Annotated in this window: 17 protein-coding genes; 8 read left to right on the top strand and 9 right to left on the bottom strand. The window is 72.6% G+C overall.

Going from position 1 to position 21,677, the window contains the following annotated elements; all coding sequences use genetic code 11:
- Positions 1-148 precede the first annotated feature (148 nt).
- Positions 149-1,339 carry a saccharopine dehydrogenase family protein gene (locus tag ACZ7LK_RS17540; RefSeq protein ID WP_392273921.1) on the bottom strand — a complete coding sequence of 397 codons (1,191 nt, stop codon included), beginning with the start codon at positions 1,337-1,339 and terminating at the stop codon, positions 149-151.
- 174 nt (positions 1,340-1,513) lie between these two features.
- Here ACZ7LK_RS17540 and ACZ7LK_RS17535 point away from each other — a divergent pair, with 174 nt between their 5' ends.
- Genes ACZ7LK_RS17535 through ACZ7LK_RS17520 form a run of 4 tightly spaced genes read left to right on the top strand, consistent with a single transcriptional unit; the run spans position 1,514 to position 7,254 of the window.
- Entirely contained in the window at positions 1,514-2,656 is a 1,143-nt protein-coding gene (locus ACZ7LK_RS17535) for a CaiB/BaiF CoA transferase family protein (RefSeq protein ID WP_392273920.1), read from the top strand.
- Complete coding sequence (locus ACZ7LK_RS17530) at positions 2,653-3,795, top strand: acyl-CoA dehydrogenase family protein (RefSeq protein ID WP_392273919.1); 1,143 nt, start codon at positions 2,653-2,655, stop codon at positions 3,793-3,795. The genes ACZ7LK_RS17535 and ACZ7LK_RS17530 overlap by 4 nt, the downstream gene beginning before the upstream one ends.
- A 23-nt stretch (positions 3,796-3,818) precedes the next feature.
- Positions 3,819-5,033, top strand: a complete 1,215-nt coding sequence (locus ACZ7LK_RS17525; protein ID WP_469464209.1) for an acetyl-CoA C-acetyltransferase — start codon at positions 3,819-3,821, stop codon at positions 5,031-5,033.
- A gap of 43 nt (positions 5,034-5,076) precedes the next feature.
- Positions 5,077-7,254: a 3-hydroxyacyl-CoA dehydrogenase NAD-binding domain-containing protein gene (locus ACZ7LK_RS17520; protein WP_471141653.1), complete on the top strand. Its 2,178-nt coding sequence runs from the start codon at positions 5,077-5,079 to the stop codon at positions 7,252-7,254.
- A gap of 98 nt (positions 7,255-7,352) precedes the next feature.
- Here the strand turns inward: ACZ7LK_RS17520 and ACZ7LK_RS17515 are convergent, their stop codons facing one another.
- Positions 7,353-8,105 carry a MerR family transcriptional regulator gene (locus tag ACZ7LK_RS17515; protein WP_471141651.1) on the bottom strand — a complete coding sequence of 251 codons (753 nt, stop codon included), beginning with the start codon at positions 8,103-8,105 and terminating at the stop codon, positions 7,353-7,355.
- 112 nt (positions 8,106-8,217) lie between these two features.
- Between ACZ7LK_RS17515 and ACZ7LK_RS17510 the strand changes: the two genes are divergently transcribed.
- Entirely contained in the window at positions 8,218-8,697 is a 480-nt protein-coding gene (locus ACZ7LK_RS17510) for a macro domain-containing protein (RefSeq protein ID WP_392273915.1), read from the top strand.
- Positions 8,698-8,739: 42 nt separating this feature from the next.
- On the opposite strand, the gene ACZ7LK_RS17505 is transcribed toward ACZ7LK_RS17510, so the two are convergent.
- Positions 8,740-9,765: a cation diffusion facilitator family transporter gene (locus ACZ7LK_RS17505; RefSeq protein WP_392273914.1), complete on the bottom strand. Its 1,026-nt coding sequence runs from the start codon at positions 9,763-9,765 to the stop codon at positions 8,740-8,742.
- A gap of 80 nt (positions 9,766-9,845) precedes the next feature.
- Positions 9,846-10,856 carry a sphingomyelin phosphodiesterase gene (sph, locus tag ACZ7LK_RS17500; RefSeq protein ID WP_469464234.1) on the bottom strand — a complete coding sequence of 337 codons (1,011 nt, stop codon included), beginning with the start codon at positions 10,854-10,856 and terminating at the stop codon, positions 9,846-9,848.
- Positions 10,857-11,080: 224 nt separating this feature from the next.
- Here sph and ACZ7LK_RS17495 point away from each other — a divergent pair, with 224 nt between their 5' ends.
- The gene (locus ACZ7LK_RS17495) at positions 11,081-11,965 is read left to right on the top strand and encodes an oxygenase MpaB family protein (protein WP_471141648.1); all 885 of its coding nucleotides are present in this window, start codon (positions 11,081-11,083) and stop codon (positions 11,963-11,965) included.
- On the opposite strand, the gene ACZ7LK_RS17490 is transcribed toward ACZ7LK_RS17495, so the two are convergent.
- From ACZ7LK_RS17490 to ACZ7LK_RS17475, 4 genes are all read right to left on the bottom strand, one after another.
- A complete protein-coding gene (locus ACZ7LK_RS17490; protein ID WP_469464213.1) occupies positions 11,937-13,307 on the bottom strand; it encodes a GH1 family beta-glucosidase in 1,371 nt (456 codons plus the stop codon). The two genes, ACZ7LK_RS17495 and ACZ7LK_RS17490, sit on opposite strands and share 29 nt — an antisense overlap.
- 44 nt (positions 13,308-13,351) lie before the next feature.
- The gene (locus ACZ7LK_RS17485) at positions 13,352-14,191 is read right to left on the bottom strand and encodes a carbohydrate ABC transporter permease (protein WP_469464214.1); all 840 of its coding nucleotides are present in this window, start codon (positions 14,189-14,191) and stop codon (positions 13,352-13,354) included.
- Positions 14,188-15,114, bottom strand: coding sequence for a carbohydrate ABC transporter permease (locus ACZ7LK_RS17480; protein WP_471141644.1), 927 nt, complete (start codon positions 15,112-15,114; stop codon positions 14,188-14,190). Before ACZ7LK_RS17480 ends, ACZ7LK_RS17485 begins: the two co-directional genes overlap by 4 nt.
- A 172-nt stretch (positions 15,115-15,286) precedes the next feature.
- Positions 15,287-16,621, bottom strand: a complete 1,335-nt coding sequence (locus tag ACZ7LK_RS17475; RefSeq protein WP_392273909.1) for an ABC transporter substrate-binding protein — start codon at positions 16,619-16,621, stop codon at positions 15,287-15,289.
- Between the two features lie 269 nt (positions 16,622-16,890).
- Here ACZ7LK_RS17475 and ACZ7LK_RS17470 point away from each other — a divergent pair, with 269 nt between their 5' ends.
- Complete coding sequence (locus ACZ7LK_RS17470; RefSeq protein ID WP_471141640.1) at positions 16,891-19,689, top strand: glycosyl hydrolase; 2,799 nt, start codon at positions 16,891-16,893, stop codon at positions 19,687-19,689.
- Positions 19,690-19,699: 10 nt separating this feature from the next.
- On the opposite strand, the gene ACZ7LK_RS17465 is transcribed toward ACZ7LK_RS17470, so the two are convergent.
- Positions 19,700-20,749, bottom strand: coding sequence for a LacI family DNA-binding transcriptional regulator (locus ACZ7LK_RS17465; RefSeq protein WP_392274359.1), 1,050 nt, complete (start codon positions 20,747-20,749; stop codon positions 19,700-19,702).
- Between the two features lie 313 nt (positions 20,750-21,062).
- Between ACZ7LK_RS17465 and ACZ7LK_RS17460 the strand changes: the two genes are divergently transcribed.
- Positions 21,063-21,494 carry a DUF3995 domain-containing protein gene (locus tag ACZ7LK_RS17460; RefSeq protein WP_392273907.1) on the top strand — a complete coding sequence of 144 codons (432 nt, stop codon included), beginning with the start codon at positions 21,063-21,065 and terminating at the stop codon, positions 21,492-21,494.
- Positions 21,495-21,677 lie beyond the last annotated feature (183 nt).

Raw genomic sequence — 21,677 nt, 5'->3', positions numbered from 1 at the left:
GGCGGGGCACCCCTTCTAACCGGTACGGGACTGATCCGGCACCGGCCGGCGGGCCAGGGGCGCGGCGCACCGGCCCGCCACCGCGCCGCCCACCACCGGCCGGCGGGGCGCCCGCCGGGCGGCACCGGCCCGTGGCCGGCCGGGCGGCTCAGCCCGCGTGGGCGACCCGGAAGCGGATCCCGGCCCGGTCCAGCCGCTCCAGCAGCGCGTCGCCCATCGCGGCCGCCGTGGTGACCTGCCCGGCCGTTTCGGGCAGCTCGTCGAAGGCCAGCGACAGGGCCGACTCGGCGAGCATCTTCGCCGTCTCGTCGTACCCGGGGTCACCGCCCGACACCTCGGTGAACACCCGCCGCCCGCCGCCCTCGCCGACGAACCGCACCGTGAACCAGCTCCGCGCCCGGCGCTCCGCGTCCGGCCCCTGGCCCGCCTCGTAGCGGTCCATCAGCCACCGCCGGGCGGGCGGCACCTGGGCCAGCGCGAACAACGCGCTGACGGCCGCCACCCCGCCCACGGCCACGGGCAGCGCCTTGACGGCCGCGTAGTGGCGGTAGCGGAAGTCCGGCCCGTACCGGGGCAGGGCCGCCGCCGAGCGCGCCACGACACCCGCGTCCAGGGTCGGCAGCGGCAGCGCCCACGTCCCGGTCTCCCGGCTGAAGCGCGGCGCCCCGAGCGGTGCCCGCGCCCGCCGCCCCATCAGCCGCGGCTCGTGCAGCCGCCGCTCGTGGGCCGCCCGCAGCGTCTGCCGGCCCCGCCCCATCGCGGTCATCGCCGAGGCGAACGTACCGCCCGAGAAGAAGGCGTTGGAGCGGACGAACCCGTCCACGGCCAGCGGCACGCCCTCGGGGAGCTGCGCCACCGTGAAGTACACGCCCAGATCGTGCGGGACCGAGTCGAAGCCGCAGGCGTGCACGATCCGCGCCCCCGTCTCACGGGCCCGCGCGTCGTGCCGCACGTACATCAGGTCGACGAACTCGGGCTCGCCGGTCAGGTCCACGTAGTCCGTCCCCGCCTCGGCGCAGGCGGCCACCAGCGGCTCGCCGTACCAGACATAGGGCCCGACGGTGGTGGCCACGACCCGGGCCGACCCGGCCAGCTCGCGCACCGATGCCGGATCGGCGGCGTCGGCGGTGAGCAGCGGCAGGTCGGCGCACCGGGGATCCTCGGCGGCCAGCCGCTCCCGCAGTGCCTCCAGCTTGTCGCGGCTGCGCCCGGCGAGCGCCCACCGGCAGCCGGCGGGGGCGTGTGCGGCCAGGTAGCGGGCGGTCAGCTCCCCGACGAACCCGGTCGCTCCGAAGAGCACGACGTCGTACGCCCGTTCCGTGCCGTTGCGTGTCCCCATGCAGCCCTCCGCCGTCCGCGCCGTTGTCGGAGGCAGAGGCTAGCGTGCGGGTGGGGAGCCCCTCACCCGGGTGTCCGCCGGGCGGTTGTCCACAGGTCTTGTGCGGAGTGGAACACGTTCTTAGCATCATTGCTGTTACAGCGGTTGTGTCACAGTCACGGGCCTGGGGGTCGGATGGCAGGAACAGGCGGCGGCCCGCTCGCCGGGGTGCGCGTGGTCGAGCTGGCAGGCATCGGGCCGGGCCCGTTCGCGGCCATGCTCCTGGGCGACCTGGGCGCCGACGTGGTGCGGGTCGACCGGCCCGGCGGCGCCGGGATCGGGATCGATCCCGCGTACGACCTGACCAATCGCAACAAGCGCTCCGTGCTCGTCGACCTCAAGGCGGACGGCGGCGCCGGGCGCGTGCTGGACCTCGTCGAGCGCGCCGACGTCCTCATCGAGGGGTACCGCCCAGGGGTCGCCGAGCGGCTCGGCGTCGGACCGGAGGAGTGCCTGGCCCGCAACCCGAAGCTGGTGTACGGGCGGATGACCGGCTGGGGACAGGACGGCCCGCTGGCCCGGCGGGCCGGGCACGACATCGGGTACATCGCCGTCACCGGCACCCTCTCCATGATCGGCCGGCCCGGTGAGCCGCCGGCCGTGCCCGCCAACCTCGTCGGCGACTACGCGGGCGGCGCGCTCTACCTCGTCGTCGGCGTCCTCGCCGCCCTGCACCACGCGCGCGCCGGGGGCGGGAGCGGCCAGGTCGTCGACGCCGCCATCACCGACGGCACCGCCCACCTCGCCATGATGATCCACGGCATGCTGGCCGCCGGCGGCTGGCAGGACCGGCGCGGCGCCAACCTCCTGGACGGCGGCTGTCCCTTCTACGGCACCTACGAGACGGCGGACGGCCAGTACATGGCCGTGGGCGCGCTGGAGCAGCGGTTCTACGACGAGTTCGCGCGGCTGCTCGGCCTCGGGGCCACGGCGGCCGCCCGCGACGACCCCGGCCGGTGGGGCGAGCTGCGCGCCGCCGTCGCGGAGCGCTTCAGGACGAGGACCCGCGCCGAGTGGACGGCTGTCTTCGAGGGCTCCGACGCCTGTGTCGCGCCGGTGCTGTCCCTCCGCGAGGCGCCCGCCCACCCGCACCTCGCCGCCCGCTCCACCTTCACCGAGCACGGCGGGATCACCCAGCCGGCCCCCGCGCCCCGCTTCTCCGCCACCCCGGGCGCGGTGACCCGCCCGCCCGCTTTGCCGGGCAGCGGCACGCACGAGGTCGCCCACGACTGGGACGTACCGAGCATCCTCACCGACGACACCAGGGGGACCGGGTGAAGCGCCACCTCTTCAGCGCCGAGCACGACGCCTTCCGCGAGACCGTACGGACCTTCCTCACCAAGGAGGTCCTCCCGCACTACGAGCAGTGGGAGAAGGACGGCATCGTCTCGCGCGACGCCTGGCTCGCCGCCGGCCGCCAGGGCCTGCTCGGCATCGCCGTCCCCGAGGAGTACGGGGGCGGGGGCAACCCCGACTTCCGCTACAGCGCCGTCCTCGCCGAGGAGTTCACCCGCGCCGGCGCCCCCGGGCTGGCGATCGGCCTGCACAACGACATCATCGGCCCCTACCTCACCTCGCTCGGCACCGACGAGCAGAAGCGGCGCTGGCTGCCCGGCTTCTGCACCGGCGAGACCATCACCGCCATCGCCATGACCGAACCCGGCGCCGGGTCCGACCTCCAGGGCATCCGCACCACCGCCGAGGACAAGGGCGACCACTGGCTGCTCAACGGCTCCAAGACGTTCATCTCCAACGGCGTCCTCGCCGACCTGGTGATCGTCGTCGCGAAGACCACCCCCGAGGGCGGGGCGCACGGCCTGTCCCTCCTTGTCGTCGAGCGCGGCGCCGAGGGCTTCGAGCGGGGCCGCAACCTGGACAAGATCGGCCAGAAGGCGCAGGACACGGCCGAGCTGTTCTTCCACGACGTGCGCGTCCCCAAGGAGAACCTGCTCGGCGAGCTCAACGGCGCGTTCGTCCACCTGATGAACAACCTCGCCCAGGAGCGGCTCAACATCGCTGTCGCCGGGATCGCCGCCGCCGAGCACCTGCTGGAGATCACCACGGCGTACGTCAAGGAGCGCGAGGCGTTCGGGCGGCCGCTGGCCCGGCTTCAGCACATCCGCTTCGAGATCGCCGAGATGGCCACCGAATGCGCCGTCACCCGCGCGTTCCTCGACCGCTGCATCGTCGACCACTCCCAGGGGGAGCTGGACGCGGTGCACGCGTCGATGGCCAAGTGGTGGGCCACCGAACTGCAAAAACGCGTCGCCGACCGGTGCCTCCAGCTGCACGGCGGCTACGGCTACATGGCCGAATACCCGGTCGCCAAGGCGTTCACCGATGGCCGGATCCAAACCATTTACGGCGGTACGACCGAAATCATGAAGGAAATCATCGGCCGTTCCCTGCTCGGCTGACCCCTCCCCGAAAGGCTTGACCAGTGAGCACCGAAGCGTATGTGTACGACGCGATCCGCACCCCGCGCGGACGCGGAAAGGCCGGCGGCGCCCTGCACGGCACCAAGCCGGTCGACCTGGTGGTCGGCCTGATCCACGAACTGCGCGGCCGCTTCCCCGGCCTCGACCCCGCCGCCATCGACGACATCGTCCTCGGCGTCGTCGGACCGGTCGGCGACCAGGGCTCCGACATCGCGCGCATCGCCGCCATCGCCGCCGGGCTCCCCGACACCGTCGCCGGTGTCCAGGAGAACCGCTTCTGTGCCTCCGGCCTCGAAGCCGTCAACATGGCCGCGATGAAGGTCCGCTCCGGCTGGGAGGACCTGGTCCTCGCCGGCGGCGTGGAATCGATGTCGCGCGTGCCGATGGCCTCCGACGGAGGCGCGTGGTTCAACGACCCCATGACCAACTGGGACACCAACTTCGTCCCCCAGGGCATCGGCGCCGACCTCATCGCCACCATCGAGGGCTACGGGCGGCGGGACGTCGACGAGTACGCCGCGCTGTCGCAGGAGCGGGCCGCCACCGCCTGGAAGGAAGGCCGCTTCGGCCGGTCCGTCGTCCCCGTCGTGGACCGCGCCGGCCTGACCGTCCTCGACCACGACGAGCACATGCGGCCCGGCACCACCGCCGACACCCTGGCCGCCCTGAAGCCGTCCTTCGCGGCCATCGGCGAGATGGGCGGCTTCGACGCCGTGGCGCTCCAGAAGTACCACTGGATCGAGAAGATCGACCACGTCCACCACGCCGGCAACTCCTCCGGCATCGTCGACGGCGCGGCCCTCGTCGCCATCGGCAACAAGGAGGTCGGCGAGCGGTACGGACTGACGCCCCGCGCCAGGATCGTCTCCGTGGCCGTCTCCGGCTCCGAACCGACCATCATGCTCACCGGCCCCGCCCCCGCCTCCAAGAAGGCCCTCGCCAAGGCCGGGCTGACCATCGACGACATCGACCTCGTCGAGATCAACGAGGCGTTCGCGGCGGTCGTGCTGCGCTTCGTCAAGGACATGGGCCTGTCCCTGGACAAGGTCAACGTCAACGGCGGCGCTATCGCCCTGGGCCACCCGCTCGGCGCGACCGGCGCGATGATCCTGGGCACCCTCGTCGACGAACTGGAGCACCAGGACAAGCGCTACGGCCTCGCCACGCTCTGCGTGGGCGGAGGCATGGGCATCGCCACCGTCGTCGAGCGCGTCTGACCCCGTCCTTTCCCGCACCCGGCCTTACGGAGCAGCCAGAACCATGAGCCAGTCCACCACCATCCGCTGGGAACAGGACGAGACCGGCGTCGTCACCCTCGTCCTCGACGACCCCGACCAGTCCGCCAACACCATGAACCAGGCCTTCCGGACCTCGATCGCGGCTGTCGCCGACCGCGCCGAGGCCGAGAAGGACTCCATCCGCGGTTTCATCTACACCTCCGCCAAGAAGACCTTCTTCGCGGGCGGCGACCTCAAGGACATGATGAAGGCCGGGCCCGCCGACGCCCCGCGGATCTTCGCGGCCGGCATGGAGATGAAGCGCGCCCTGCGTCGCATCGAAACCCTCGGCAAGCCCGTCGTCGCCGCCATCAACGGCGCCGCCCTGGGCGGCGGGTACGAGATCGCGCTCGCCTCGCACCACCGGATCGCCCTCGACGCTCCCGGCTCCAAGATCGGCCTGCCCGAGGTCACCCTCGGCCTGCTGCCCGGCGGCGGCGGTGTCGCCCGCACGGTCCGTCTGATGGGCGTCGCCGACGCCCTGCTGAAGGTGCTCCTCCAGGGCACCCAGTACTCCCCGCGGCGGGCCCTGGACAACGGCCTGGTGCACGAACTGGCCGCCACCCGCGAGGACATGCTCGCCAGGGCACGGGCGTTCATCGACGCCCACCCCGAGTCGCGGCAGCCCTGGGACGTCCCCGGTCACAGGATCCCCGGCGGCACCCCGGCCCACCCCAAGTTCGCCGCCAACCTGCCCGCCTTCCCGGCGAACCTGAAGAAGCAGCTCAACGGAGCGCCCTACCCGGCGCCCCGCAACATCCTCGCGGCCGCCGTCGAGGGCTCCCAGGTCGACTTCGAGACCGCGCTGACCATCGAGAGCCGGTACTTCACCGAGCTGGTCACCGGCCGGACCGCCAAGAACATGATCCAGGCGTTCTTCTTCGACCTCCAGGCGGTCAACTCCGGCGCCGGCCGCCCGCGGGGCACCGAACCCCGCACGGTCCGCAAGGTCGCCGTCCTCGGCGCCGGGATGATGGGCGCCGGCATCGCCTACTCCTGCGCCAGGGCCGGCATCGACGTCGTCCTGAAGGACGTGTCGGCCGAGGCGGCGGAGAAGGGCAAGGCGTACTCCGCCGGGCTCCTCGACAAGGCGCTGTCCCGCGGCCGCACCACCGAGGCCGAGCGCGACGCGCTGCTGGCCCGCATCACCCCGACCGCCGACCCGGCCGACCTGGCCGGCTGCGACGCGGTCATCGAAGCCGTCTTCGAGGACACCGCGCTCAAGCACAAGGTGTTCCAGGAGATCCAGGACGTCGTCGAGCCCGACGCGCTGCTGTGCTCCAACACCTCGACCCTGCCGATCACCCTCCTCGCCGAGGGCGTCGAGCGCCCGGCCGACTTCATCGGTCTGCACTTCTTCTCGCCGGTCGACAAGATGCCGCTCGTCGAGATCATCAAGGGCGAGCGGTCCGGCGACGAAGCCCTCGCACGCGCCTTCGACCTCGTGCGGCAGATCAACAAGACGCCGATCGTCGTCAACGACTCGCGCGGCTTCTTCACCTCACGGGTCATCGGCCAGTTCATCAACGAGGGCGTGGCGATGGTCGGCGAGGGCGTGGAGCCCGCCTCCATCGAGCAGGCGGCGGCCCAGGCCGGCTACCCGGCCAAGGTGCTGTCCCTGATGGACGAACTCACCCTCACCCTCCCGCGCAAGATCCGCAACGAGACCCGGCGCGCCGTCGAGGAGGCGGGCGGCACCTGGCAGGAGCACCCGGCGGACGCGGTGATCGACCGGCTGGTCGACGAGTTCGGCCGGACCGGCCGCAGCGGCGGCGCGGGCTTCTACGACTACGACGCGGAGGGCAAGCGGCAGGGCCTGTGGCCCGGACTGCGCGAGCACTTCGGTGCCGGCGACGGCGGCGCGGCCGTCCCGTTCGAGGACATGAAGGAGCGGATGCTCTTCTCCGAGGCGCTGGACACCGTCCGCTGCCTCGAGGAGGGCGTGCTGACCTCGGTCGCCGACGCCAACATCGGCTCCGTCATGGGCATCGGCTTCCCGGCGTGGACCGGCGGCGTGCTCCAGTACATCAACGGCTACGAAGGCGGACTGCCCGGCTTCGTGGCACGGGCGCGGGAGCTGGCCGAGCGGTACGGGGAGCGGTTCCAGCCCCCGGCGCTGCTGGTGGAGAAGGCCGAGCGGGGCGAGACGTTCGGCGACTGACGCCACCTGGCGGTGTCACCGGGAGGGCCGTCACCGGCACGGCGGCCCTTCCGGTGGCGGCCCGGCGCCCGCCCGGAACGGCGGGACACCGTGCGGGCTCACTCCGCGCGGAAGGCGGCGCCCAGCTCCTCCTTCAGCGACCGCTGGAACGCGGTGACCAGGGCCTGCACCACCAGCGGCTGCATGTGCGCGGACAGCGACTTCATCGCCGCCACGTGCTCCGGGTCCGACTCCCGCTCCCGGTACGGGCCCCACACCTCGTCGCGGAACAGCCGCGTCAGCTCCTGCGCCGCCGACCGGGTGTGCTCCACCAGGACCGTGCGGGACGCCAGGATCGTCTCGTGCGCGATGGGCACGTCCAGCAGCCGCAGCCCGAGCCGCAGCAGCCCCGGGTCGACCCGGTAGGTGTCGTCCACGTCCGTGCGGGCCAGCACGTCCATCGCGGCGAGCCGTTCCAGGTCCTCGTCGCCGAGCGTGCGGCCGGCGCGCCGCTCCAGCTCGGCCCGGGGCATCTCCTCCGGTGCGTCCGGCGCCCAGGTCGCCACCAGAGCCCGGTGGATGGCCAGGTCGTGGGCGCTCAGATCGGGCGGGAGCTGTTCCAGGTACCGTTCGATCGCGGCGAGCGTCATGCCCTGGTGCTGGAGCTCCTCGATGAGCGCCAGCCGGGACAGGTGCTCGGGCCCGTAGTGCCCCACCCGGCGCGGTCCGATCACCGGCGGCGGCAGCAGGCCACGGGTGCTGTAGAAACGGATGGTGCGCACGGTGACCCCCGCCCGGGCGGCCAGCTCGTCGACGGTCAGCGTCGGCTGCCGCTCCTCGGCCTCGGTCGGCTCGGTCGCCTCGGTCGCCATGCGGGGGCCTCATTTCCGGCTGGTGCGCTGCATCGGTACAACAGTATTGCTGTCTCACCAACGCTGTGAAAGTCACGGGCTGTTGTCGGTGGCGGCCCGTACGGTGGTGCGTATGACGGGGATCGCGTACGTACGGGGGGACGCCACCGCGCCGGCCGGTAAGGGCGTCAAGATCATCGCGCATGTCTGCAACGACCTGGGAGGCTGGGGCAAGGGTTTCGTCCTGGCCCTCTCCCGCCGCTGGCCCGAGCCCGAGGCCGCCTACCGGCGCTGGCACCGCGGCCGCGCGGGCAATGACTTCGGCCTGGGCGCCGTGCAGTTCGTCCAGGTCGGTCCGTACCTGTGGGTGGCCAACATGGTGGGCCAGCGGGGGACACGGACGGGCAGCAAGGGCGTGCCCGTGCGGTACGAGGCGATCGACACCGCGCTGGGCCGGCTCGCCGACCGGGCGGCCGGGCTGGGCGCCTCCGTCCACATGCCCCGCATCGGCTGCGGGCTCGCCGGCGGCAAGTGGTCCAGGGTGGAGCCCCTGATCACCGAGCGCCTGCTCGCCCGGGGCGTACCGGTCACGGTGTACGACCACGGCGACTGAGCGCCCGCCCGGCCACGACCGCCCGCCCCGTGCCGTGCCCGCCTATACGTACGTGCCCTGAGCGGGACGGTGGTGGGCCAGCGCTTCGTGGGGGTCCGGGCCCGCCGTGGCGGCGTGGTCGACGTGCACGGTGACCTCGGTCAGACGCGGCACCTCGTGCAGCAGGGCGTGCTCCGCCGCGACCGCCACCGCGTGCGCCTGGACGACCGTGAGAACCGGGTCCACCACCACGGAGGTCTCCGCGCGCAGCGCGTGCCCCAGCCACCGCATCCGCACGGCCCCCACGCCCCGTACGCCGTCGACCCCCGCCAGCACCCGCTCCGCGCGGTCCACCAGCGCCGGGTCCACCGCGTCCATCAGCCGGTGCCAGACCTCCCGCGCCGCCCCGCGCAGCACCAGCAGGATCGCGCCCGTGATGACCAGCCCGACCAGCGGGTCCGCCCACCACCGGCCCAGCGCCGCGCCGCCCGCGCCCAGCAGCACCGCCAGCGAGGTGAACCCGTCGGTGCGGGCGTGCAGCCCGTCGGCGACCAGGGCGGCGGATCCGATCGCCCGGCCCGTGCGGATCCGGGCCCGGGCCACCCACTCGTTCCCGGCGAACCCCACCAGCCCGGCCGCCGCCACGGCCGGCAGATGGCCCACCTCCTGCGGGTCCAGCAGCCGCCGCACCGCCTCGTACCCGGCGAAGGCGGCCGACGCGGCGATCACCAGCACCACGAACACCCCCGCCAGGTCCTCCGCCCGGCCGAAGCCGTAGGTGTAGCGGCGGGTCGCCGCCCGCCGGCCCAGCACGAAGGCGAGCGCGAGCGGCAGCGCGGTCAGGGCGTCCGTGGCGTTGTGCACCGTGTCGCCGAGGAGCGCGACCGAGCCCGAGAGCCCGGCGATCACCGCCTGGACGCCCGTGGTGGCGGCGAGCACCGCGAACGAGAACCACAGCGTCCGCAGCCCGGCGGCCGACCCCTCCAGGGCGGCGTCGATCCGTTCGCCGTGATGATGGTGATGGTGGTGGCCGGGAAGGTGCCGACGGCGCCCGTGGTGGTGTCCATGACCCATCATGAACACCACCATGACAGCCGGACCGCCTTGCGGCCACTGCCGAAAAGCGGCCTCCGACCAGCTGCGAAGCCGTTGCGGCTGCGGGGCGGGGGCTACTGCGCGGACGCCACGACCGGGTAGTGGTCGCTGAGGTTCGTGTAGGTGTACTGCTTGCCCCAGCTCGACACCGTCCAGGGCGCGCTCCGCTCCTTGACCACCTCGTTGGTCCAGCCCGACGGCTTCACGTGCCCGGCGCGGTGCAGCACGTGATCCAGGTCCTCGCGCGGGTCGTCCGGGTAGCGCTCGGAGGCGATCGAGTTGTCCTGGGTGTCGAAGGAGTACGGGTGGCCCGTACGGGCGTCCGCGCCCGCCAGCCCCGCGTCGGCCAGCATCGTGGCGTACTCGCCGCTGTGCGAGTCGACGTTGAAGTCGCCCGCCACCATCACCTGCTCGGACGCCGGGATGTTCTTGGCGTCCAGGAACGCGTCCAGGGCCTTGAACTGCCGGCTGCGCGTCTGCGCCGCCTCACCCGCCGAGCACCCGGGGTCCGTCGACTGGGCGTGCGTCCCCACCACGTGCACCCGGGAGCCGTTCACATCGAGCACGGTGTAGACGAAACCCTTGTTGGAGTACCAGTCGGCGCCGCAGGCGTCCTTGTAGACGTACTGCTCCTTGCGGACGATCGGCCACTTGCTGAGCACGGCGACCCCACCGTCCTCCGGCGTGGTCGCCGAATAGGCGCCGCTCGTGGCGTCCCAGCCGCTCTTGCTCCGGCCCATCACCGGCGTCTGGTACGGGTACTGGGCGGCGGCGTTGCGCAGGAGCGCGTCGGAGGACGCGTTGTCGAACGCCTCCTGGAGCACCACCACGTCCTGGCCGCGGAAGAACGGCGCCGCCGGTATCTCCTTCGCCCGGTGGTCCTGCCCCCAGTTCGGGTAGAGGGTCTTGCTGAACAGGAACGAGTTGTACGTCAGCACCCGGAGCGCCGGCGCCCCCGCCTCCGCGGAGGCCCCCGCCTCGGCGGAGACCCCGGCCGCCGTAACCGCCGTGGCGGCCGGCGCCGCCACCGTCACCGCGGCGGCGGCGAGCACGGTGGACAGCGCGGCCGACAGGACGGCGGGCAGGGCGCCGGAGGAGGCGGTGGAGGAAGCGGGGGAAGCGGTCGGACGGGCCGGGCGCTGCGGGGATCGCGGCACGGAAACTCCTGACGGAAGTGGGGGGTTGGACCTTCGCGCGGCACATCAAATCAGCCGCGGTTACTTTCCGGTAGCCATCGGGTGCCGGGAATCCTGCGGACCCCGGACCACCGGGCCAACTTCTCCATGGCGGATACGCGGATACTGGGACCATGAGCACCTCACCCGCCCCGCACGACGCTCCCGCCCCACCCCCGCCCGGCGGGGTGCTCTGGAGCCTCGCCGGCGACGTCCGGGGCCTGCTCATGCTGCCCGCCGCCTTCACCCTCCAGGTCGCCCACCCCGCCGTCGGCGCCGGCGTCGACGAACACTCCGTCTTCCGGACCGACCCGTGGGGCCGGGGCGAGCGCTCCCTGCGCTCGCTCCAGCTCTGGGTGTACGGCGGCGAGACCGCCGCCGAGGAGGGCCGCCGGCTGCGCCGGCTCCACTCCGCCGTCCAGGGCACCGACACCCGGGGCCGCCGCTACCACGCCCTCGCCCCCGCGAACTACGCCTGGGTCCACGCCACCGGGTTCCCGGTCTACCGGCACGCGGCCCGCTACCTGATCAGACCGCTGACCGAAGCACAGGAGCGGCAGCTATATGCCGAGTGGCTCCAGGTCGGCCGCGTCCTCGGCATCCACGACCGCGACATGCCGCAGACCATCGAGGAGTTCTGGCCCTACTACCGCAAGGTCCTCGCCGACGAGATCGAGGCCACCGCCGTCGCGCGCGAACTCGCCTCGGCGGACGTCCCGTTGCCCCCGTTCGACCGGGGCCCCCTGCCGCTGCGGCTCCTGCTGCGCGTCCTGTGGCCCGTCCTGCTCCCGCCCTTCGCCCGCTTCCGCCGCTTCCTCACCGTCGGACTCATGCCGCCCGACGCCAGGGAGGCCATCGGCCTGGAGTGGACGGACGCGCAGGAACGCCGGCTGCGCCGCTTCGGCCGGGTCGTCCGGGCCGTCGTCCCCGCACTGCCCGAGCGGCTGCGCTACCTCCCGCTCGCACGGGAGGCCCGCCGCCGCGACCGGCTCACCCGCGCAGCCCGCCCCGGGCGATGACGTCCGCGTACCAGCGGGCGCTGTCCTTCGGCGTACGGCGCTGCGACGCGAAGTCCACGTGCACGATGCCGAACCGCTTCCCGTAGCCGTACGCCCACTCGAAGTTGTCCAGCAGCGACCACAGGAAGTAGCCCCGGACGTCCACCCCGTCGGCGAGCGCCCGGTGCACCGCCGCCAGGTGGTCCCGCAGGTAGGCGACCCGCTCCGGATCGTGCACCTCGCCCGACGGGTCGGCGTAGTCGTCGTACGCCGCCCCGTTCTCCGTCACCATCAGCGGAACCCCCGGCAGCTCGTCCCGCAGCCGGACCAGCAGCTCGTACAGGCCGTCCGCGTCCACCGGCCAGTCCATCGCCGTCCGGGGACCCGGCGCCGGCACGAACCGCACGTGCGGCTCGGCACCCGGCCAGGGCGACGGCGACCCGGACGTACCCGCCCCGACGACCGTGGGGGAGTAGTAGTTGATGCCCAGCGAGTCCAGCGGCGCGGCGATCGCCTCCAGGTCCCCGTCGCGCACGAACGACCAGTCCGTCAGCCCCGCCGTGTCCCGCACCAGGTCCTCCGGCAGCCGCCCGTGGAAGACCGGGTCCAGGAAGATCCGGTTGCCCAGCGCGTCCACCCGCCGGGCGGCCTCACGGTCCTCCTCGGCCTCCGACAGGGCCCGCACCGCGTGCAGGTTGAGCGTCAGGGACACCTCCGCGGCCGCCGGCAGCGCGGCACGCAGCACCTGGACGGCACGCCCGTGCGCCAGGTTCAGATGGTGGGCCGCGCGCAGCGCCGCCACCGGGTCCCTGCGCCCCGGGGCGTGCTCCCCGGAGGCGTACCCGAGGAACGCCGCGCACCACGGCTCGTTGAGCGTCGTCCACGTGCTCACCCGGTCGCCCAGCGCACCGGCCACCAGCCCGGCGTACTCGGCGAACCGCTCGGCCGTCTCCCGGTGCGGCCAGCCGCCCGCGTCCTCGAGCTCCTGCGGCAGGTCCCAGTGGTAGAGCGTGACGACCGGCCGGATGCCGGAGCTCAGCAGTTCGTCGGTGAGCCGCCGGTAGAAGTCCAGGCCCCTCTCGACGGCCGGGCCCCGCCCGGCCGGCTGCACCCGAGGCCAGGCGACCGAGAACCGGTAGTCCGTCACCCCCAGGTCCTTCATCAGCGCGACGTCCTCGCGCATCCGGTGGTAGTGGTCGGCCGCGATGTCACCGGTGTCGCCGTTGCGGACCGCGCCCGGCGTCCTGCTGAAGGTGTCCCAGATGCACGGCGTCCGGCCGTCCTCGGTCGCGGCGCCCTCGATCTGGTACGCGGCCGTGGCCGTGCCCCAGCGGAAACCGGCCGGGAAGAGGAGCTCGGTCATGAGCGGAAGACTCCCAACACGAAGTGGAGGAACGGGGAGGGCCGTCAGCCCTTGACGGCGCCCTGCATGATGCCGCCGACGATCTGCCGGCCCAGCAGGCCGAAGACCAGCAGCACCGGGAGCGTGCCGAGCAGCGTGCCCGCCATGATCACGGACTGGTCGTGCACATAGCCGCCGCCGAGCTGGCGCAACGCGACCTGCACGGTCGGGTTCTGCGAGGACAGCGCGACGATCGGCCAGAAGAAGTCGTTCCAGGCGGCCATGAAGGTCAGCAGACCCAGCACCGCCATACCGGGCCGGGCGATCGGCACCACGATCGACCAGAAGATCCGCGCGGAGGAGGCCCCGTCCACCCGCGCCGCCTCGATCAGCTCGTCCGGCAGCGCCTGCACCAGGAACTGCCGCATGAAGAAGACCCCGAAGGCCGACACCAGACCGGGCAGGACCACCGACTGGAGCTGGTTCACCCACCCCAGCTCCGCGACCAGCATGAACAGCGGGATCACCCCGAGCTGCGGCGGGATCATCATCGTCCCCACCGTGATCGCGAGCAGCGCGCCCCGGCCGCGGAAGCGCAGCTTGGCGAAGGCGAACCCGGCGAGCGTGCAGCACAGCACCGTGCCGACCGTGATCGACCCCGAGACGATCAGCGAGTTCAGCAGGGCCTTGCCGATGTCCGCCTCCTCCATCACCGCCTCGACGTTCCGGAACAGGTTCGGGCCGGGCAGCAGGGACGGGGGCACCCGCGCCAGATCGGCGTTGGAGCGGCTGGCGGCGACGATCGTCCAGTAGAAGGGGAAGGCCGACACCAGGACGGCGAGGATCAGGACGGCGTACGCGACCCTGCCGCCGTGCAGGGTACGACCGGCTCGGCGGGCGCTCATCGGCCGGCCTCCTTGGCGGAACGGCGGCGTACGACCAGGGCGTTGGCCCCGACGAACACCAGGATCAGCAGGAACATCACCCAGGCGATGGCGGCGGCACGGCCGAGGTGGAAGAAGCCCCACCCCTGCTCGTACATGTAGAGCCCGAGCGTCTGGTACTGGTGGGAGATCCCTCCCGAGACCGACCCCTCGAACAGCAGCGGTTCGCCGAAGAGCTGGGTGGCGCCGATCGTGGACACCACGGTGGTGAAGACGATCGTCGGACGCAGGCCCGGCAGCGTGACGTGGAAGAACTGCCGCCACCGCGACGCCCCGTCCATCTCCGCGGCCTCGTACAGCTCGGCCGGGATGGACTGCATGCCCGCGAGGTAGATCAGCGCGTTGTAGCCGGTCCACCGCCAGATGACGATGGTCGACACGGCTATCTGGGAGGCGACCGTCCCGGTCTGCCAGTCGACCGGGTCGATGCCGAGAAGCCCCAGCGTGTAGTTGACCAGCCCGAAGTCCCGGCCGAAGAGCTGCGCGAAGACCAGCGTCGCCGCAGCGACCGAGGTGGCGTACGGCAGCAGCATCGCCGTACGGAAGAAGGTCCGCCCGCGCAGCTTGTAGTTCAGCAGGTGCGCCAGCCCCAGGGCCATCACGAGCTGCGGGACGGTGGAGAGCACCCCGATGGTGAAGGTGTTGCGCAACGAGAGCCAGAAGAACTCGTCGGTGAACAGCGCGGCGTAGTTGCCGAGACCGCGCCACTCCATGTCGCCGGGCGTCTGGAGCTCCACGCGGTAGAGCGAGACGAACGCCGTGTAGAGCAGCGGGAACAGGCCGAACGCGGCGAAGAGCGTGAAGAACGGGGCGATGTACGCGTACGGCGAGACGGTCCGCCATACACGGCGCGCCGCCGTCCCGGCGGGTGCGGTGAGGGTCACGGTGCGGCCCTTCGGGGGTCGGATGCGGTACGGACGTGGTGTGTGTGTAGACCGGCCCGGTGCCGGGCGTTCTCGCCGCGACCGGCGGGGGCGGGTGGACCGCCCGGGAGAGCCGCCCCGCGCGGGGCACCCGCCCCACCGGGCCGGCCCCGGACGGGCCGCCCCGCGAGGGTCAGCCCGTCACGTTCTCGACGCCCTTGCGGGCGTTCGACCACGCCTTGTCCGGTGACGTCCCCTTCCGCTCCACCTCGCTCAGCGCGTTGGTGATCTGGTCGGCGACGTTCTTGTCGTGCACGCCCAGCACCTGCACCGGGGCCGCCTTGGCGGCGTCGCCGAAGATGCGGCCGATGGGGGCGTCGGAGAAGTACGGGTCCTTGGCGCCGGCGACCTTGGCGATGGCACCGGTGGAGGAGGGGAAGTTGCCCTGCTTCTCGAACAGCTTGGCCTGCTGCTCCGGCGCGGTGAGCCACTGGATGAGCTCGTACGCCTCCTTCTTGTGCTCGGCCGCCCGGGGGACGCTCAGATACGAACCGCCCCAGTTCCCCGCGCCGCCGGGCAGGGTGGCGATGTCCCACTTGCCCTTGCCGGACTCACCGGCCTGGCCCTTGATGTACCCGAGCATCCAGGCAGGGCAGGGGATCGTGGCGAACGACCCGGCGGCGAAGGCCTGGTTCCACTGCGGGGACCACTGGTCGAGCTTGGCGCTCAGTCCCGCGGCAGCGGCCTCGGTGGCGGTGTCCCAGGCGGTCTTGACGGCCGGGTTCGACTCGTAGACGAGCTTGCCGGAGGCGTCGTAGTACCGCTCCTCCTCCTGGCCGATCATGATGGTGAAGAGGCTGCCCACGCTGTCCAGCCAGGCGCTCTTGGCGGGGGCCTTCGCCTTGTACTGCTTGCCGAGCTCCAGGTAGCCGTCCCAGGTGGCCCACTTCCGGGCCAGCTCGTCGCGGTCGGTCGGCAGGCCGGCCTGCTGGAAGAGGTCCGTGCGGTAGCACATCGCCTCCGGCCCGACGTCCGTGCCGAGCCCCAGCACCCGGCCGTCCTTGGTCGTCGCCGCGGACCACTTGGCCTCGGCGAACGCCCCCTTCAGCCCGTCGGCGCCGTACCGCGTCAGGTCCTCGAACTTGTCCGCCTGCTGCTGGGTGACCGAGGCGATGCGGCCGACCTCGATGGCCTGGACGTCGGCGAGACCGCCGCCACCGGCGAGCCGGGTCTGGAGGGACTTCCAGTAGTCCTGCTCGTCCTCGGTGTCGGTCTGCTTGATGGTGACGCCGGGGTGGAGCTTCTCGTACTCGGCGTAGAGGCCCGCCTCCTTGTAGCCGAAGGAGCCGAAGAGGTCCACGGTGATCGTGACCCGTCCGTCGGACGCGGCCCCGTCCGAGGCGCCCGATCCGCAAGCGGCGAGGAGGGCCCCGGCCAGCGCGACCGCCCCGAGGCGGACCAGACCCCTGCGGACGGTGGTCCTGGTGCCGGAGGCTCTCCGGTCGGTGGCGGCTCGGGCGATGTGCATGGGAAGCCTCCCTTGGCTTCGGCGGGACGCGGAACGCGGGACGAGGTGCGGGGGATGAGCAAGCGGTTGAGAGCGCTCTCATAAAGTTGCTGTGGAGCGTGCCCCGCCCACCCTGTCCCCGTCAAGACTCGAACGCATAACGACCGCCGCTCACGGCAACTCCCCGGGTTGTCACCTGTATTGACAGTCCCGTTTCAGGAGTTTTACGTTCCAGGGCACCTGAGAGCGCTCTCGAACCCGCTCTCCCGCCATCCATTCGAGGTGCCGACATGCCATCCCCCCGCACCCGGCCATCCCCCCGCAGCCGCCCCGCCGCACTGTTCCTCGCCACCGCCCTGGCCGCCCTCGGCCTCACCGCGACCACCGCCGGCCCCGCCGAGGCCGCCACCGTCCCGGTCGGAGCCGGGAGTTACTCCGACACCCGTCCGCCCGGAACCTCCGGCCCCACCACCGACACCGGCACGCCCGTCACCCCCAAGCTCACCCCCGCCGCCCAGGGCAAGCCGGTGCCCACCAACGACTGGTGGTCCTCACTCGCCTTCCAGCGCTACGGCGACAACCCCTGGTCCACCCCGATGTACGGCCACCCGCTCACCTACCAGGCGACCGCCGCCGGCCTCGACGTCGGCTACCCCACCACCCCCGCGATCGTCGGCGACGGCAGACAGTACGAGTACGCCCACACACGCGACCTCACCCTCGGGCTGACCGGCCTTGATTCGCCCGACACCAAGGCCGACGCCTGGTCCGACTGGACCGTCACCCCCTACTGGTCGGACGGCACCCGCACCCTCCGCACCACCATCGGCCACGGCTCGCCCTTCGTGTACGCCAAGGGCACCGGCGGCGACGCCCGGATCACCACCGCCACCGCCCCCACCGTCTTCGCCGACCAGGGCAACGTCCTCGGCGTCACCGTCGCCGGCCACCACTACGGCCTCTTCGCCCCCACCGGCACCGACTGGACCGTCTCCGGCTCCACGCTGACCGCCGGGCTGGGCGGCAAGGACTACTTCTCACTGGCCGTCCTGCCCTCCCCGGACGCACTGGCCGGCTACCGCTCCTACGCCTACAGCTTCGTCACCGGATCCAAGGCCGACTGGAGCTACTCCGGAGGCACGGTCAGGGCCACCTACACCCTCACCACCCAGCCTCAGGAGGGCACTCAGACCGGCACGCTCCAGGCCCTCTACCGGCATCAGTGGCTGCACACCACCGACGCCCTGACCCCGTACACCTACGTCTCCCCGCGCGGCACGATGAAGGTCCGGGCGTCCACCACCTTCACCACGAGCCAGCGCGCGGCCGCCGTACTGCCGGGGCTGCCGAAGTCCTCGGGCGTCGACCCCGCCCGGCTGCGCGGCTACCTGAACGAGGCCGCGAACGCCGCCGACCCGTTCGCCGGCGCCACCGACACCTACTGGACCGGCAAGGCCCTCGGCCGCCTCGCCCAGCTCGTGCCCCTGGCCGACCAGACCGGTGAGACCGCCACCCGTGACAAACTGCTCGGCCTGCTCAAGGGGCGGCTCCAGGACTGGTTCACGGCCGGCGGGGCCAACGAGTTCAGTTACGACCGCACCTGGAAGACCCTCACCGGCTACCCCGCCTCGTACGGCAGCGACACCGAACTCAACGACCACCACTTCCACTACTCCTACTACGTGTACGCGGCGGCCGTCGTCGCCCAGTACGACCCCGCCTGGGCCGCCGACTCCGCCTGGGGCGGCATGGTGAAGACGCTCGTGCGCGACGCCGCCAACCCCAGCCGCACCGACACCGCCTTCCCCTTCCTCCGGGGCTTCGACGTGTACGCCGGACATAGCTGGGCCTCCGGCCACCAGGGCTTCGCGGCCGGCAACAACCAGGAGTCGTCGTCCGAGTCCATCAACCTCAGCGCGGGCCTGGTCCTGTGGGGCGCGGCCACCGGTGACACCGCGCTGCGCGACCTGGGGACGTACCTGCTGACCACCGAGTCCGAGGCCATCGCCCAGTACTGGCTCGACGCCGACCAGCAGGTCTTCCCCGCCTCCTTCGGCCATGACACCGCCGGCATGGTGTGGGGCAGCGGCGCCGCCTACGCCACCTGGTGGACCGCCAACCCCGAGGAGATCCACGGCATCAACGTCCTGCCCGTCACCGGAGGCTCACTGCACCTGGGCGGCGAACAGGCGGCCGTCCGCCGCAACATCGCCGAGATGGAGCGCGAGAACGGCGGCCCCGCCGTCGAATGGCGCGACATCCTCTGGGAGTTCCAGTCCCTCGCCGACCCCGCCGCCGCCAAGGCCAGGTGGGACGCGGGCAACGCCTCGTACACCCCGGAAGCGGGGGAGTCCAGGGCGCACACCTACCACTGGATCGCCGGCCTGGACGCGCTCGGCGCGCCCGACGCGACCGTCACCGGTGACCTCCCCACCTCGGCGGTCTTCACCAAGGGCACGGTACGCACCTACGCGGCGCACAACCACGGCCCCACCGCCCGCACGGTGACCTTCTCCGACGGCGCCAGGCTCACCGTCCCCGCGCGCTCGACGGCAACCGGCACCGGAACGGGCGGCGACCCGGGCGACCCCGGCGACCCGGGCCCGTCCACCGGGGACACCTTCCAGCTCCGCACCGGCGGCACGCTGACCACCGCCACGAACGGGACGGCCGGCGGCGACACCATCGCCTCGGCGGGCGGCACCAACCACGACGGCACCCCGTACCAGCCGCTGGTGTACGAGGCCCGGGGCGTCACCGGCACGCTGAAGCCCGGCGCCGCCACCGCCTTCCGGCTCCAGGTCGACGCGGGCACCACGGTGGGCCTCGGCCAGCAGGCCCGCGTCAGCTACGACCTGACGGGTGACGGGACCTTCGAACGGACCGAGACGTACCACTACTTCGCCACCGACCCGGTGGCCGGCTGGGAGGAGTACGCCCACACGCGCGGCCTGAAGTCGGCGACCGGCGCGCTGGGGGACCTCAGGGGCGGCACCGTACGCCTGGAGGTGTGGCCCGCCATCGGCAACGGCACGGCCCGGGTACAGACCGGCACGGACCGGTCCGTCCTGGTCATCCCGTACGGCTGAGCGGTGAGCGCTACGCCGACGCCCGCCGCACCAGTTCCGTCGGGGTGATCACCGAGCCCGGGGCGCCGCCCGCCCCGGGCTCGGTCTCCCGCGCGTTCAGCACCCGCATCAGCAGCCGCACCATCAGCCGGCCCATGCCCTCGATGTCCTGGCGGACGGTCGTCAGGGGCGGATCGGTGGCCTCCGCGATGGACGTCATGTCGTCGAAGCCGACCAGCGCCACGTCCTCCGGCACCCGCAGCCCGCGCTCCCGCAGCACGCGCAGCGCGCCGGAGGCCATCAGGTCGTTGGCGGCGAACACGGCGTCCAGGTCGGGCCGCCGCTCCAGCAGCTCCGCCATCGCCCGGGCCCCGCTCCCCTCCGTGAAGTCGCCCTGCGCGATCAGCCCGGGGCCCGCGTCCAGCAGGACGTCCCGGTAGCCGTCCAGCCGGTCGGTGGCGGAGGTCTGGTCACGCGGGCCCGCGATGTGCGCGACCCGCTCCCGGCCCAGCGACAGCAGGTGCCGCACGGCCTCCCGCGCCCCGCCCCGGTTGTCCGCGTCCACGTACGGCACCGCCAGGTCGCCCGCCGTCCCCGGCCCCCCGGGCCGCCCCCCGAACACCGCCGGCACCTGCGCCCGCCGGATGATGGCGGGCAGCTCGTCGTCGTCGTGCACCGAGAAGGCCAGCGCGCCGTCGACATGGCCCCCGCCCAGGTACCGGCCGATCCGGTCGTAGTCGCCCGGCCCCTCCACCCACAACAGCACGAGCTGTGAGTCGTGCGCGGTCAGCTCGCGGCTGATGCCCCGCACCTGCTGCTCGAAGAAGGGGTCGGAGAACACCCGGAACTCCGGCTCCGCGATGATCACCGCCACCGCGCCGTTCCGCCGCGTCACCAGGGTGCGGGCCGCGTGGTTCGGCACGTACCCCAGCTCCTCCACCGCCTCCCGCACCTTGTCCACCAGCGCCTGCCGGACCCCCGCGCCCCCGTTCACGACACGCGAGACCGTCGCCCGCGACACCCCGGCACGCGCCGCGACGGCCTCCAGGGTGGGACGGGAGCCGGGGGCCGGTTCGGACATGCTGGACAAGGGTGCTCCTCGACGGCGCGGCGAATGCTGTGTACAGCAGCAGGGTAGCCGGTCGGCCCGGCCGGTTGAGAGCGCTCTCTGCACAGAAGAGCCATCGGTGCCCACGATCCACCAGCAGCGCCATGCGTGCCGCCCGTGTCCCCCCGCCGGCCCCGCCGGTCGGTGGCGACACCCCCCGCCCCCGTCGCTCTCGCATCCGACCGTACGATGAGCGGGACCCGTCATATACGCCACCGTATATGACGAGCTGAGAAGGCGTTCAGCCCAACAGTGGCTACGCCCCTCCGGAGCGAAAGGTGGACGAATGATCCGTACCCTGGCCCCAGGCCTGCTCTGCTTCGTCGTCATCGCCGTAGGGCTTCTGCACTTCGTCTGGGCCTTCTCCCCCTGGCCGTGGAGCGACCCGGTGACCTTCACCAGGACCGTCGGTGGCACGGACGACGGCCGGATGCCGCGCGCCCTGGACTCCATGCTGGTCGGTGCGGCCCTGATCGGCGCCGGCGTGCTGACGCTCATGGTCAACGGCACGATCCCCGGAGTCGGGCCCGACTGGCTCCAGTTGACCGGCATGTTCGGATTCGCCCTGGTCATGTTCGTCCGAGGAGCGGGCGGCTACCTCATGAACTCCGGCGCCCCACCGGAGTTCCAGCGCTGGAACTCGGTGCTCTACTCGCCGCTGTGCCTCCTGCTCTGCCTGCTCTCGCTGATCGTGGCGGTGGCAGCGGTCCGGCGGTGAGGGCTGCCACGTCGCGGGGAGCGTGCGCTCGGTGATCATCCGGTGATCCGGTGCCCGCGGCCGTGCGCCGGCCATGGGCACCACGGCTTTGACCGGTTCCAGCGGGGCCGGGCCGCTAAGCCGGCCTGGGGCCACGGCGCTGGCCGGACCCCCCGCCCGCGGCGCCGGGCCGCGGACGGGGGA

The organism is Streptomyces sp. NPDC039423 (genome assembly GCF_055598725.1).
The sequence above is the reverse complement of the archived record's forward strand: the minus strand, read 5'-3'. Positions and strand labels throughout refer to the sequence as shown.